This is a genomic window from Achromobacter animicus (assembly GCF_040775605.1).
Lineage (GTDB): Bacteria > Pseudomonadota > Gammaproteobacteria > Burkholderiales > Burkholderiaceae_B > Achromobacter > Achromobacter animicus.
In genome coordinates, this window is sequence record NZ_JAYGJK010000001.1 from 3892400 (window position 1) to 3905186 (window position 12787).

At 67.7% G+C, this 12787-nt stretch carries 14 protein-coding genes; 8 read left to right on the forward strand and 6 right to left on the reverse strand.

The genetic code is table 11. The features are described from left to right. Nucleotides 1-31: 31 nt before the first annotated feature. From AB3147_RS17775 to AB3147_RS17790, 4 genes are all read right to left on the reverse strand, one after another. Complete coding sequence (locus AB3147_RS17775) at nucleotides 32-1018, reverse strand: Bug family tripartite tricarboxylate transporter substrate binding protein (RefSeq protein WP_191575648.1); 987 nt, start codon at nucleotides 1016-1018, stop codon at nucleotides 32-34. Between the two features lie 65 nt (nucleotides 1019-1083). Further along, the gene (locus tag AB3147_RS17780) at nucleotides 1084-2088 is read right to left on the reverse strand and encodes a cyclase family protein (protein WP_313066360.1); all 1005 of its coding nucleotides are present in this window, start codon (nucleotides 2086-2088) and stop codon (nucleotides 1084-1086) included. Nucleotides 2089-2142: 54 nt separating this feature from the next. Continuing rightward, a complete protein-coding gene (locus AB3147_RS17785; RefSeq protein WP_367353554.1) occupies nucleotides 2143-3351 on the reverse strand; it encodes a CaiB/BaiF CoA transferase family protein in 1209 nt (402 codons plus the stop codon). Between the two features lie 49 nt (nucleotides 3352-3400). Then, the gene (locus AB3147_RS17790) at nucleotides 3401-4246 is read right to left on the reverse strand and encodes an HpcH/HpaI aldolase/citrate lyase family protein (protein ID WP_367352590.1); all 846 of its coding nucleotides are present in this window, start codon (nucleotides 4244-4246) and stop codon (nucleotides 3401-3403) included. 85 nt (nucleotides 4247-4331) lie between these two features. Here AB3147_RS17790 and AB3147_RS17795 point away from each other — a divergent pair, with 85 nt between their 5' ends. From AB3147_RS17795 to AB3147_RS17805, 3 genes are all read left to right on the forward strand, one after another. After that, nucleotides 4332-5225, forward strand: coding sequence for a LysR family transcriptional regulator (locus AB3147_RS17795; protein WP_175123515.1), 894 nt, complete (start codon nucleotides 4332-4334; stop codon nucleotides 5223-5225). An 89-nt stretch (nucleotides 5226-5314) separates the two neighbouring features. Continuing rightward, complete coding sequence (locus tag AB3147_RS17800; RefSeq protein WP_367352591.1) at nucleotides 5315-6280, forward strand: Bug family tripartite tricarboxylate transporter substrate binding protein; 966 nt, start codon at nucleotides 5315-5317, stop codon at nucleotides 6278-6280. A gap of 21 nt (nucleotides 6281-6301) precedes the next feature. Next, nucleotides 6302-7090 (forward strand): GntR family transcriptional regulator, encoded by a 789-nt coding sequence (locus AB3147_RS17805; protein ID WP_218344710.1) that lies wholly within the window; start codon nucleotides 6302-6304, stop codon nucleotides 7088-7090. 81 nt (nucleotides 7091-7171) lie between these two features. Here AB3147_RS17805 and AB3147_RS17810 read toward each other — a convergent pair whose 3' ends face one another. Then, a complete protein-coding gene (locus AB3147_RS17810) occupies nucleotides 7172-7564 on the reverse strand; it encodes a fluoride efflux transporter CrcB (protein ID WP_175123518.1) in 393 nt (130 codons plus the stop codon). A 5-nt stretch (nucleotides 7565-7569) separates the two neighbouring features. After that, nucleotides 7570-8124: an HdeD family acid-resistance protein gene (locus AB3147_RS17815; protein WP_056562763.1), complete on the reverse strand. Its 555-nt coding sequence runs from the start codon at nucleotides 8122-8124 to the stop codon at nucleotides 7570-7572. A gap of 202 nt (nucleotides 8125-8326) precedes the next feature. On the opposite strand from AB3147_RS17815, the gene AB3147_RS17820 reads away from it, so the two are divergent. The 5 genes from AB3147_RS17820 to AB3147_RS17840 all read left to right on the forward strand — a co-directional run bounded on the left by AB3147_RS17820 (nucleotide 8327) and on the right by AB3147_RS17840 (nucleotide 12774). Next, the gene (locus AB3147_RS17820) at nucleotides 8327-8953 is read left to right on the forward strand and encodes a PepSY-associated TM helix domain-containing protein (protein ID WP_367352592.1); all 627 of its coding nucleotides are present in this window, start codon (nucleotides 8327-8329) and stop codon (nucleotides 8951-8953) included. Between the two features lie 27 nt (nucleotides 8954-8980). After that, nucleotides 8981-9496: a DUF2271 domain-containing protein gene (locus tag AB3147_RS17825; RefSeq protein ID WP_367352593.1), complete on the forward strand. Its 516-nt coding sequence runs from the start codon at nucleotides 8981-8983 to the stop codon at nucleotides 9494-9496. Between the two features lie 62 nt (nucleotides 9497-9558). Further along, nucleotides 9559-10359, forward strand: coding sequence for a DUF4198 domain-containing protein (locus AB3147_RS17830; protein WP_367352594.1), 801 nt, complete (start codon nucleotides 9559-9561; stop codon nucleotides 10357-10359). A gap of 15 nt (nucleotides 10360-10374) precedes the next feature. Beyond that, nucleotides 10375-11391: an FAD:protein FMN transferase gene (locus AB3147_RS17835; protein ID WP_438860987.1), complete on the forward strand. Its 1017-nt coding sequence runs from the start codon at nucleotides 10375-10377 to the stop codon at nucleotides 11389-11391. 6 nt (nucleotides 11392-11397) lie between these two features. Further along, nucleotides 11398-12774, forward strand: a complete 1377-nt coding sequence (locus AB3147_RS17840) for a flavodoxin domain-containing protein (protein ID WP_438860988.1) — start codon at nucleotides 11398-11400, stop codon at nucleotides 12772-12774. Nucleotides 12775-12787 lie beyond the last annotated feature (13 nt).

Consider the following 12787-nt stretch of genomic DNA (forward strand, 5'->3'; position numbering starts at 1 on the left):
TGCAAACGTTGCCGCGCCCGCCCCCGGATGATCAATTCACCTGGATGTTATTGGTTTTCACGACCTCGGCCCAGCGGGTCTGTTCCGCGTCGACAAACTTGGCGAAGTCCGTGGCGCTGCTGCCGACCGGCGTCAGGCCCAGCTTGGCGAGCTTCTCGCGGGTATCGGGACGCGCCAGCGCCTTTTGCACGAGGTCCTGCAGCTTGGCCACCACTTCAGGGCTGGCGCCGGCCGGCAGGAAGAAGCCGTTCCACTCGACCACGTTGAAGTTCTTGATGCCGGCTTCACCCACGGTCGCCACGTTGGGCAGTTCGGGCATGCGCTGCGACGACGAGACCGCCAGCGCCTTCAGCTTGCCGCCGGTGACGTAGTTCAGGCTGGACGCGGCGTTGGCAAAGTACACGTCGACCTGACCGCCCATGACGTCCACGATGGCCGGTGCGCCACCCTTGTAGGGCACGTGCACCATATCCAGATTCGCATCCTTCTTGAGCAGCTCGGCGGCCATCTGGGCCAGGCTGCCCGGTCCATACGACGCGAACGTCAGGCGGCCGGGCTTGGCGCGCGCGGCATCGATGAAGTCCTGCAGGTTGTTGAAGCTGGAACCGGGCGCGGCCACCAGGATGTTGGGCACGCTGACGGCCTGCGAGACCGGAACGAAGTCCTTCTTGGCGTCATAGGGCAGCTTGCGCAGCACCGGATTGATCGAGAAGGACGACGCGTCGTACAGCACGGTGTAGCCGTCGGGCTTGGCCCGCGCCACGAACGCCGCGCCGATGGAACCGCTGGCGCCGCCCTTGTTCTCGATCACGACGCTCTGGCCGGCGACTTCGCCCATGCCTTGCGCGATGATGCGCGCGGCGTTGTCCGCGCCGCCGCCGGCGGAATACGGCACCACCACGGTGATGGGCTGCTCGGGGTAGCCGGCTGCGTGCGCGGCGCCAAATGCGGTGGCCAGACCGATGGCGGCGGCCAGCGGACGAATTGCGGCCAGGGCCGTGCGACGGGTTTTCTTCATGTGTGCTCCTCGGGTCTCCCCTGCGGGGATGTTCGATCGGTCAAGGGTCGTGGCGCGAGCCGTCGTCAGACGGTCGCGATGGGGTTGACCGGCGCGCCGACCAGACCGGGCACGTACATGGGCGCCGCGGTCAGGAAAAAGGCATGCCGGCCGTGCTGGCGCAACCATTGCGCCAGCGGGGTCAGGTGCCAGAGCTCGCCCAAGGGCAGGCCCAGCTTGAACAGACATTGCTCGTGCAGGGGCAGCAGCGCGCCCTTGCCCGAGTCCAGGTGATGGTTGCGCAGTTCGACCGCGTGGTTGTCGGCGGCGATGGCCGCGATCCGGCTGTCCTTGATCCACGCCAGGAGATCCGCGTCGGCGCCGTTCAGCACGCAGCAGCTCGTCCTGAGCCGCTCCTGCTCGTCGTCGCCCAGTGTCAGCGCCAGGTCGGCCAGCCCGGTGTGCAGGCACAGCACGTCGCCCGGCCGGACTTCCACGCCATCGGCGCGCATCACGTCCATCAGCTCGCGGTGGGACACCTTGCGCTGCGCATCACCGAAATGGGCGCGCAGATCCACCAAGACGCCGCGCCCCTGGATGCCGTGGCGCGCCATCGGCGCGATGGACAGGTCGCGGGTGCCGGTAAAGCCCTCAGTGGCGGGCTCGCTGACGGCGAAGCCGTTGTAGCCGGTGGGCTGCGGCTGGCCGGTGCCGTGGGCGTCGTACATCGACCCCACGTGCCCCAGCGCGTCCCATTGCGTGGAATATTGCGGCGACAGCGTGACGCGGTCGTCGCTGATGACATCGGTGGCGCCCGGCACGTCGCGGTCCAGCGGATAGCGGTAGACCGGCACCCCGTTCTTTTCGGCGGGCTGGATCACCGGGCCCTTGCGGCGCGGATTCAGCACCGGCGCGCGCGGCACGGTCAGCGGCAGGCTCAGCGAAAACGAGATCCCGGTGCGGATTTCGGCCACTGCGGCCAGCCGCGCCTGGGCGTCCAGGTGGTTGAGGGTGCCCAGCTGGTCATCGTGTCCGAAATCGCCCCAGTTCGATCCGTCCGGGCGGCGCACATAGCGTTGCGCTTGATTCATGATTCCTGTCTCCTAGCCCTTTTGCCGGACGATGCTTATCTTGGTTGTTACTGCTTATTGCACCACGGAGGTGTGCAGCAATTGGTCGATTTCGCTCGTTGTGTATCCCAGGGCGGACAGAATGGTGCGACTGTGTTCACCCAGACCCGGCGCGGCGCGCACGGCGCCGGCATTGTCTTCGTCTTGCGCGGCGGCTCCGCCAAACTGCGCCCATTGCGCCAGACCGAGGTAATTGCCCGCCTTCTCGCTGTGATACGGGCGCATGAATCCCATCGCCTCCACCTGCGGGTGGTCGAACATGTCCTCGACCGGCCGCACCTCCGCGCAAGGCACGCTCTGGCCGAAGCGCTCGGCCCATTCACGGGCCGATGCGCGCGCCAGGGCCTCGCGCACCAGCGGGATCAGCACCGCTGCCTGCGCCGCGCGCTTTTTCACGGTGTCGTAGTCGGGATGGTCCGCCAGATCCTGCAGGTCCAGGTGATCGCACAGCGCACGCCAGAAATGCGGCGTGTTGGCCGAGATGTAGAGATGACCTTCGCGCGTGGGATGGATGCCCGTGATGCCCCCCGAACGCATGTCGCGTTCGATGCGGCGCGGCTCGCCTTCGGCCCAGACCAGGCGGGCGGACTGCATGGCCAGCGCGCTGCCCAGCAGCGACACTTCGATGGCCTGCCCGCGCCCGGTCTTTTCGCGCTGATAGAGCGCGGCGGACACGCTGTTGGAGATCAGCGCGGCGCCGTAGTAGTCGACCACCGATCCGTACAGCACCTCGGGCGGGCCGTCGGGCTTGGCCTGCGCCGCGCACATGCCGGTCATGGACTGCAGCACCTGGTCGTAGCCCGCGTGGCGCGCCATCGGACCGGCCGCGCCGTAGCCCGTCATGGCGCAATAGATCAGGCGCGGGTTGATGGCGGCCAGCGTGGCAAAGTCGATGCGCAGGCGCTCCGGCACGCCGGGGCGGAAATTGTGGACCAGCACATCAGCCTCGCGCACCAGCCTGACCAGCACCTCGTAACCCGCTTCGTCTTTCAGATTGAGGCACAGGCCTCGCTTGTTGCGGTTGATGCCCAGAAAGGCGCGGCTCTCGGCCGGCAGCGTCGACGGGTACTTGCGCAGGTTGTCGCCTTCGGGCGGCTCGACCTTGATCACGTCGGCGCCCATGTCGCCCAGCAAGGCGCAGCCGTACGGACCCGCGATGTAGGCGCTGAGGTCCAGCACCTTGACGCCGGCCAGCGGCAACTGAGCGGAGGTTTCAATTTCCATCATGCAATTCATCCGATAAAAAGCTCGGCCGCGATTCGCGCGGGCCGTTTCAGGCGGCGCGTCCTGCGGCCAGCAGGACGTCGCGGGCGCGCCGCACGAAGGGCGCGTCGATCATCTTGCCGTCCAGCAGAAAAGCGCCCACCCCTTCATGCGCCTCGCTTGCGGCGACGATCCGTTCGGCCGTATCGATCTCTTCGGCACTGAATCCGAAGACCTCGTTGGCGATGGCGATCTGGCTGGGATGCACGCAGGATTTGCCCAGGAAACCCAGCGAGCGCGCCAGTTGCGCCTCGGCCTGGAAGCCCTCGCCGTCGCGCACGCGGGCATAGGCGGCGTCCATGGCGTACTTGCCCGCGGAACCGGCGCCCAGCCGCAACGCCAGCATCACCGCGCGCAGGGTCTCGGGCTGGTAACGGTCGATGCCCAGGGGTTCGAACAGGTCGGCCAGCCCCAATTGCAGGCCTGCCACGCGCGGGTGCGCCGCCGCCAGCTCGGCCGCGCGGGCCAGCGCCAGCGGCGTTTCAACGGTGACCAGCAGCTCGCCCTCGAAACCGGCCTGGCCGGCGCGATCCGCGGCCTCGCGCAGCGCGTCGGCGGACTCGACCTTGGGCAGATTCAGCATGTCGATCGGCGATCGTCCCAGCGCGTCCAGGTCGTCCGCGAAATAAGGGGTGTCCGACGCATTGACGCGAACGATAATTTTCTTGGGATGTTGAGCCTGCGCCGTTTGAAAGGCGGGCGACCCGAGCCAGCTGGCCAGCTCGGCACGCGCGGCCGCCTTGCGAGGCGGCGCGACCGCGTCCTCCAGATCGAAGGACAGCGCATCGGCAGCGCTGGCCATGGCTTTGTCGAATAGTTCCGGGCGTGACGCCGGCACGAAAAGCTTGCTTCTCATTGTGGTCTCCTGGCCGCATTGTGACCGCGCTGCACGCCGCCAGGGGAAAGCCGCCATACGATAAGAAGATAGAATCCCTATCATCATGAACACCGACTTTCTTCACACGCTGTCCGCCGTGGCGCAGCACGGCTCCATGGCCGAGGCCGCCCGCCGCCTGGGACTGACACACGGCGCCGTCGCCCAGCAGCTACGCAAGCTGGAACAGGAGCTGGGCGTACCGCTGGTCGCGCGCGCCGGCCGCACCGTGCACCTCACGGCCAAGGCAATCGAACTGATCGGACCGATGCGCGAGGTCCTGGAGCGGATCGAAAAGATCCGCTACCTGGCGCGGTCGGGCGAGATGATGGGCGAGCTTCGGCTGGGCGCCGGCAACACCGCGCTGAACTCCATGGTGCCGGCCATTCTTGAACATCTGGTCGGACGCCATCCGCTGATCAGCGTGGAGATCCAGCCCGGCCACAGCGCCCGCTTCTATCCGGCCATTGAAAGCGGCGAACTCGATGCGGCCATCGCGCTGGAAGCGCCCTATCCGCTGTCCAAAAGCCTGGGCTGGCAGTTGCTGCGCGAAGAACCTTATGTGCTGGCGGCGGCCCCGCGCCACGCCGGCCGTCATCCGCACAGCCTGCTCACCGCGGAGCCGTTCATCCGTTACCAGCGCAACGACTGGAGCGGGCGGCATGTCGACGAGTATCTGCGCCGCGTCGGCATCACGCCGCGGGACCGGTTCGAGCTGAACGCGATCGAATCGATTGCGGTCATGGTGAGCCGGGATCTGGGCGTGGCGATCCTGCCCCGGTCCACCAACGGCACGATCGAACGGCTGGGTCTGCTCGCCCTGCCGCTGCCCGCGCACTGCGAACCGCGCCGCTTCGGACTGATCTGGTCGCGCGTGTCGCCGCGGCTGGCGTTGATCCAGGCGTTCCGGGACATCGCCATCGTGGAGTACGCGAAGGCGGCAGGCGCGCCGGACAATTGACGCCTTTCTACGGGGAAACGATCTGGCGTGCCCGGGAGCGTCTTCCTATACTTGTATTGTCCTCAATACAACATATCAGGAGACAACTCATGCCGGGACTTCATCGGATCGCCGCGGGCTGCGCGCTGCTGGCGGCGTTTGCCATGCCAACCGCCCCCGCCTTCGCGCAGGCAGACGCCATCAGGCTGGTCGTCGGCGCACCGCCGGGCGGCACCACCGACACCGTGGCGCGCAGCATCGCGCAGCACATGACAGTGGACTTGAAGCGCCCCGTCGTGGTCGAGAACAAGCCGGGCGCGGGCGGCAACATCGCCGCCGACTACGTCGCCAAGAGCAATCCCGACGGCAACACCTTGCTGGTCACCTTCACCAGCTTTTCCATCAACGCCACGCTGTACCGGAACCTGCCTTTCGACCCCGTGGCCGATTTCACGCCGATCAGCATGCTGGCCAACGTGCCCAGCGTGCTGGTCGTGCGCAAGGATTTCCCGGCGCGCACCATGCCGGAGTTCGTCTCGCTGGTCAAAGCCAGCCCCGGCAAGCACACGATGGCGCTGGGCGCGATCGGGTCGTCGCTGCACATGGCGGGTGAACGCATGAAGATGATGGCGGGCCTGGACATCCTGAACGTGCCGTACAAGGGCACGGCGCCGGCCATCACCGACCTGCTGGGCGGCCAGGTGGACATGATGTTCGCCAGTTCGCTGAACGCGCTGCCGCACATCAAGAGCGGCGCGCTGCGGGCGCTGGGGGTGACCAGTCCGCAGGCGCTGCCGCAGTTTCCCGGCGTGCCGCCCATCGGCGATACCATCAAGGGTTTCGAATCGAACGCGTGGTTCGCGCTGTTTGGTCCGGCCAAGATGCCGGCCGACAAGCTGGCGGCCCTGAACGCCGCGGCGCGCAAGGCGGTCGACACGCCATCGTTCCGCAAGCTGCTCGAAGGCGAGGCCGCCAGCGCGGTCAGCAGCAGCCCCGAGGAACTGGGCGTCTTCGTGCGCGAGGACATCGCGCGCTATGCCGAGATCGTCAAGTTCACCGGCGCGACCGTCGACTGAACGTCAACCAGGAGCCCCACCGTGCCCGACAGTCCGCTGCCGCTTTATCACAAGGTCTATCTGCTGCTGAAGCAACGGCTCGAAGCCGGCGGGTTCGCCACGGACAGGGCGATGCCCGGCGAAAACGCGCTGGCCGCCGAATACGGCGTGTCCCGCCTGACGATACGGCGCTCGCTCGATGCGCTGGCGGCCGATGGCCTCATCGAGCGGCGGCAGGGGCGCGGCACGTTCGCGGCCCCGCCGGCGCAGTTTCCGGGCCCGCAGCACGGTGCGGGTATCGACGCGCTGATGGCGCACCTGGCCCGCATGGGCATGCACACGCAGGTGCGCCTGCTGGAACTGGAAACCGCGCCCGCCCCGCCGCCAGTGGCGGCGCGCCTGGAACTGCCGCCCGGCGCACCCGTGCAGCGCGCCGTGCGCGTGCGCAGCCACGAAGGCCAGCCGTTTTCCTACTTGACCACGTTTGTGCCGGATGACATCGGCCAACGCATCCGCCGTCAGGATCTGGACGCCAAACCGCTCTTGGCCATCTTCCGCGATCTGGGCGTGCGCGTGGCGCGGGCCGAACAGTCGATTTCAGCCGTGCTGGCCGAGCCCGGCATCGCCGAATTGCTGGAGGTGCCGGTGGGGTCGGCCCTGCTCAGCTTGCACCGTGTGGTGCGCGACGAGTCCGGGCGGCCGGTAGAGTGGTTGCATGCCCGCTATCGGCCAGACCGCTACGAATACCGCATGAACATGCAGGCGCACGACATGCCCGGCCAGCCGACGTGGCTGCCCGCGGCGGTCGCCACGCGTGCTGACGGGGCCTGATCGGCGCCGCACGCGCAAGACATCAATGGCGGCGGCACGCCCGCAGCTTCAATCGCCACTTAGGCACATGCGACAACGTGCCTAGCGCAGCAGACTGACCGTGGCCAGCCCCGCCGCCGTCAACGCCAGCGACCCGGCCAGACTGAACCCGGCATAGCCCAGCGCGCTGACATATGCGCCACGCTCCAGCATCGCGACGGTCTCGGCCGAGAAGGTCGAGAACGTGGTCAGCCCGCCCATGAAACCGGTGATGGCCCCAAGCCGCACCCAGGCGGGCCACTCGGGATGCCCGGCCACCAGCGCCAGCACCACGCCCACCAGATATCCGCCCGCCAGATTGACCGCCAGCGTGCCCCACGGCCACGAGCCCGCATTCAGCCACAGACCGACCAGCCAGCGGGACCACGCGCCAAGGATCGCGCCCAGGCCCACGGCCAGGAAATTCAGGGGAACCAGCGTTTGATAGGCGGACATGGAGGTCAGACGGTGCCGTGTTGTTTGAGACGCAGGGAAAAGACCAGCAGCAGTATGCCGAAGAACACGGCATAGATCCCGATCACCCACACCAGCGCCAGCGCACCCGCGCCCGGCTGCATGACCAGCATGGCGCCGAAGGCCACCGACACCAGCCCGGAAAGGCCCAGCAGCCATTCGTTGCGGATGGCCTTGCGAAAGCGCACGGCGGCGATGATCTGGAACACGCCCGCCACGATCGCCCAGATCGCGATGATGTAGAGCAGGATCAGCGCGGTCAGCCCCGGCCAGAGAAAGGTGACGATACCCGCCGCCACGCCCAGCAGGCCCACGATGATCAGCGCCCATAGCGGTTTGCCGTTGTCGCGGATGCGGAATCCGGCGATCAGCGCCAGCACCCCGTCCACCAGCGCGAAAGCGCCCCACACCAGCACCAGCGCCGACAAGGTGATGGCCGGCATGAACATGGCCATGAACCCGAACAGGATGGCGACGACGCCGCGAAGCGCCACCCATCCCCAATGACGACCGATTTGATCCACGACTTGCTGTTGCAGCATGACGACCTCCGGTGTTTGCAAAGGGTGGCCTATCTTAGTCCCGCTGGTCGGCCGGCGCACCCGTTCAGCCTGCATTCAGCTTCGGCAAACAAGGCGCTTTCCGCCGAAATCGATTGAAATTTCCGTGCGCGAAAAGGCCTCGCTTTTTTAAGAGTAATTCTCATTAAATGCTAGAATCCGGCCGCTTCCTGCCCGACATTCCATGGACACCCAACCCGCTCCCCGCCGCCGCGCCTACTGGCTCAAGACACTGCATCAGTGGCACTGGATCAGTTCTGCGCTTTGCCTGCTGGGCATGCTGTTGTTCGCGGTGACGGGGCTGACGCTGAACAACGCGTCACACATCGAATCGAAGGCCGTGGTGACCAGCCGCGAGGCCCATCTGCCCGAAGCCCAACTCCAGCAGCTTGCCGCCGCGCCCGCGGAAAAAAAGGCGCCCTTGCCCGCCTCGGTCGCCGCCTGGCTGGACGAGACGCTGGACGCCTCGACGGCCGGCAAGACGGCCGAGTGGTCCCCCGACGAGGTCTACCTGTCGCTGCCCCGCGCGGGCGGCGATGCCTGGCTGTCCATCGACCGCGCCAGCGGCGATATCGAATACGAACGTACTGACCGCGGCTGGATCTCGTACCTGAACGACCTGCACAAGGGCCGCAACACGGGTCTGGCCTGGAGCTGGTTCCTGGACATCTTCGCCGTCGCCTGTCTGGTGTTCTCGCTGACCGGACTGGTGCTGCTCAAGATGCACGCCGGCAACCGCAGCGCAACCTGGCCCATGGTGGGGCTGGGCGTTGTGATTCCGCTGGTGCTGGCGCTGCTTTTCATCCACTGATTCCATCGATACGCCCTGGAGATTTCCATGCGCAAGTTGCTGTTGCCGGCGCTGCTCGCCGGCCTGATCGCCCGAACGGCCCACGCCGCAGACATCGGCCTGTCCATCGAGGTGCCGCGCCTGGACGTGGCCGAATACCACCGCCCGTACGTGGCGATCTGGATCGAGAACCCCGACCAGAGCGTGGCCACCGACCTGGCGGTCTGGTACGACGTGGCCAAGAAGAACAACGAAGGCACCGAGTGGCTCAAAGACATGCGCCAGTGGTGGCGCCGCAGCGGCCGCAATCAGCAGTTCCCCGTGGACGGCGTCAGCGGCGCCACCAAGCCCGTGGGCAAGCACGCGCTGTCGTTCGACGCGGCCAGCAAGCCGCTCGCGCAGCTAAAGCCCGGCCAGTACGCGGTGGTGGTCGAAGCCGCGCGGGAAGTGGGCGGCCGCGAACTGGTGCGCATCCCCTTCCAATGGCCGCCGCAAAAGCCCGAGCAACTGAGCGCGCGCGGCGAACACGAACTGGGCGCCATCGCGCTCGACCTCAAACCCTGACCGGCCTCGTGACCAGCCCCTTTAGCAACGCAAGCAACGCAAGAAACGCAAGGAACGCAACGATGAAATCCGCCGCCAAACTGGCCGCCGCCCTGGCGCTGTGCCTGCCCTTTGCCGCTCACGCCCATGACGTCTGGATCGTGCCGTCCTCGACGGTGCTGTCGGGCACCGACAGCTGGATCACCGTGGACGCCGCGGTCGGCAACGACAAGTTCTACTTCAACCACGCGCCGCTGCGCCTGGACGGCCTGACCGTCACCGCGCCGGACGGCAATGCCGCCGAAGCCGAGAACATCAACCGCGGCAAGCTGCGCAGCACGTTCGACCTGCAGTTGAAACAAGCCGGCACCTACCGCGTTGCCGTGGTCAACGACGGCGTGTTCGCGCGCTGGAAGGAAGACGGCAAGAACAAGCGCTACTTCGGCAAGGTGGAAGGCATGGCGCAGGCCGTGCCGGCCAAGGCCGACGAGCTTGAAGTCTCGCAAAGCCTGGGCCGGGTCGAGACCTTCGTCACCGCCGGCAAGCCCTCGGCCGTCAAGCCCGTGGGCCGTGGCCTGGAGCTGGCGCCCGTGACGCACCCGAACGACCTCTTCACGGACGAAGCGGCCACGTTCCAGATGCTGCTGGACGGCAAGCCCGCCGCCGACCTGGAGGTAAACGTCGTGCCCGGCGGCAGCCGCTATCGCGACAAGGTCGGCGAAATCCAGATCAAGACCGACAAGGACGGCAAGTTCTCGGTGAAGTGGCCGCAGCCTGGCCTGTACTGGATCGAAGCCGGCCTGGAAGACGCCAAGGTCACCGTGCCGCAGGCCAAGAAGCGCCGCCTGTCGTACGCCGGCACCGTCGAAGTGCTGCAACCGTAAGGCACAGGCGCGCGCGTGGCGACCTCTCCTTCCTTCGCACCGCGCAACGCGGCGGCCCCGGCCGTTCGCGTCGCCTATGGCGCAATGCCAGCGCGCCCGGCCGCGTTGGCCGGCGCCACCATGGGCACCACCTGGTCCGCGCGCCTGGCGCTGCCGGCGGGCGTGACCGAAGCGTCAGCGCGGCAAGGCATCCAGGCCGCGCTGGACCAGGTCGTCGCGCAAATGAGCACCTGGGAAGCAGACTCGGACATCACCCGCTACAACCGCGCCGAGTCCGGCTGGCAGACGCTGCCGCCCGATTTTTTCCATGTGCTGCATCATGCGCTGATGCTGGCCGAGGACAGCGGCGGCGCCTACGACCCCACCGTCGGGCCGCTGGTCAATGCCTGGGGTTTCGGGCCGCACCAGCGCGCCTTTGAACCGCCCTCTCCGGCCGCCATCCAGACCGCGCTTGATCGTTGCGGCTGGCGGCGCGTGCCGCTGGACCAAGACCGCCGCGCGGCCTGGCAGCCCGGCGGCGTCTATCTGGACCTGTCGTCGATCGCCAAGGGGTACGGCGTGGACCGCGCGGCGATGGCGCTCGATGCCTTGGGCATCACCGATTACCTGGTCGAAGTCGGCGGCGAGTTGCGCGCCCGCGGCAAGCGTCCCGACGGACAATCCTGGCGCGTGGCCATCGAAGTCCCCGACGCCAGCGATGACCATGCGCTGGCCTTGCCGCTGCACAACTGCAGCATCGCCACGTCGGGCGACTACCGGCGCCACGCCGGCGACGGCGATGCGCGCTACGCCCACACGATCGACCCCCGCACCGGCCACCCGGTACGCAACGCGGTCGCATCGGTAACCGTGCTGCACCCCGTCTGCATGCAGGCCGACGCGCTGGCCACCGTGCTGACGGTGCTGGGCGAAGCCGAGGGGCTGGCCTATGCGCGCCGCCATGCCCTCGCCGCGCTGTTCATCGTGCGCAGCGAAGACGCCTGGCGCGTCGTCGCCACCCCGCAGTTTGAAGCCCTGGCCCTGGCCACCTGAATGCCCATGTTGCACACCCGATTGATCGCGGCAACGTGCGTGGTGCTGACCTGGCTGCTGCTGTGCCTGTGGGCCTGGCAACGCGCCCGCCGCCAGCATGCGCAACACGCGCTGGCGCTGCAGGCGCTGAGCGCACCCGCGCCCGAAGACGCGGTGCTGGTGGCCTACGCCAGCCAGACCGGCTATGCCGAGTCGCTGGCCATGCAAACTGCGGAATCTCTGCGCGCCGGCGGTCTGACCGTGCGCGTCGCCTCGCTGGACCAACTGGACCTTCAACGCCTGGCCGCCTGCCGGCGCATGCTGTTTGTCGTCAGCACCTACGGCGAGGGCGATCCGCCCGATGCGGCCGCGGCGTTTGCCGGCCAGATGCAGCAGACGCCACAGGGCGCCGCGCTGGCCGGCGCGCAATATGCCGTCCTGGCGCTCGGCGACAGCGAGTACGCGCAGTTCTGCGGCTTTGGCCACCGGTTGAACGACTGGCTGCACGCGCAAGGCGCGACGCCGTTGTTCGATCTGGTCGAGGTCGACAACGACGACGCGGCCGCGCTACGCCACTGGCAGCATCATCTGGGCCTGCTGGCCGGCCGCAGCGATTTGCCCGATTGGGAAGCGCCCGTCTACGACACTTGGCGCCTGGCGAGCCGGACACTGCTGAATCCCGGCAGCCAGGGCGGCCCTTGCTATCTGCTGACGTTGTCGCCGCCGCCCGAGAGCACGACAGCATGGCAGGCGGGCGACATCGCCGAAATCGGCCCCCGGCGCGAACGCGGCGGCGCGCTGGAGGCGCATCGTGAATACTCCATCGCTTCGCTGCCCGCTGACGGCGCCATTCAGTTGCTGGTGCGCCAGATGCAAGGCGCCGACGGCGTGCTGGGTCTGGGCAGCGGCTGGCTCACGCACATTGCGCAGACTGGCGACGAGATCGCCTTGCGTGTACGCACGAACCGAAATTTCCACCCGCCGGCTGACGACCGCCCGCTGATTCTGATCGGCAACGGCACCGGCCTTGCGGGCCTGCGCGCGCTGATCAAAGCGCGCCGCGCTGCCGGCCACCGCCGCAACTGGCTGGTCTTCGGCGAGCGCAACGCCGCTTGCGACGGGTTCTGCCGCGATGAGATCGACGCGTGGCGGCAAGACGGCACATTGGAACGCGTGGATGCGGTGTTTTCCCGCGACCAGCCCGAGCGCCGCTATGTGCAGCACTGCCTGCGCGACCAGGCGGACGCCGTGCGCGCCTGGGTGGATGCCGGCGCCGCCGTATATGTCTGCGGCAGCCTGCAAGGCATGGCGGGTGGCGTGGATGCCGCGCTGCAGGACATCCTGGGCGCGGACCGCCTGCAAGCCCTGCAGCATACGGGCCGCTACCGGCGCGACGTGTATTGACGACGCACGCGGC

Excerpts from the sequence above, each read along its gene's own strand:
- AB3147_RS17775 (WP_191575648.1), bottom strand. The coding sequence starts at position 1,018 with ATGAAGAAAACCCGTCGCACGGCCCTGGCCGCAATTCGTCCGCTGGCC.
- AB3147_RS17780 (WP_313066360.1), bottom strand. The coding sequence starts at position 2,088 with ATGAATCAAGCGCAACGCTATGTGCGCCGCCCGGACGGATCGAACTGG.
- AB3147_RS17785 (WP_367353554.1), bottom strand. The coding sequence starts at position 3,351 with ATGGAAATTGAAACCTCCGCTCAGTTGCCGCTGGCCGGCGTCAAGGTG.
- AB3147_RS17790 (WP_367352590.1), bottom strand. The coding sequence starts at position 4,246 with ATGAGAAGCAAGCTTTTCGTGCCGGCGTCACGCCCGGAACTATTCGAC.
- AB3147_RS17795 (WP_175123515.1), top strand. The coding sequence starts at position 4,332 with ATGAACACCGACTTTCTTCACACGCTGTCCGCCGTGGCGCAGCACGGC.
- AB3147_RS17800 (WP_367352591.1), top strand. The coding sequence starts at position 5,315 with ATGCCGGGACTTCATCGGATCGCCGCGGGCTGCGCGCTGCTGGCGGCG.
- AB3147_RS17810 (WP_175123518.1), bottom strand. The coding sequence starts at position 7,564 with ATGTCCGCCTATCAAACGCTGGTTCCCCTGAATTTCCTGGCCGTGGGC.
- AB3147_RS17815 (WP_056562763.1), bottom strand. The coding sequence starts at position 8,124 with ATGCTGCAACAGCAAGTCGTGGATCAAATCGGTCGTCATTGGGGATGG.
- AB3147_RS17820 (WP_367352592.1), top strand. The coding sequence starts at position 8,327 with ATGGACACCCAACCCGCTCCCCGCCGCCGCGCCTACTGGCTCAAGACA.
- AB3147_RS17825 (WP_367352593.1), top strand. The coding sequence starts at position 8,981 with ATGCGCAAGTTGCTGTTGCCGGCGCTGCTCGCCGGCCTGATCGCCCGA.
- AB3147_RS17830 (WP_367352594.1), top strand. The coding sequence starts at position 9,559 with ATGAAATCCGCCGCCAAACTGGCCGCCGCCCTGGCGCTGTGCCTGCCC.
- AB3147_RS17840 (WP_438860988.1), top strand. The coding sequence starts at position 11,398 with ATGTTGCACACCCGATTGATCGCGGCAACGTGCGTGGTGCTGACCTGG.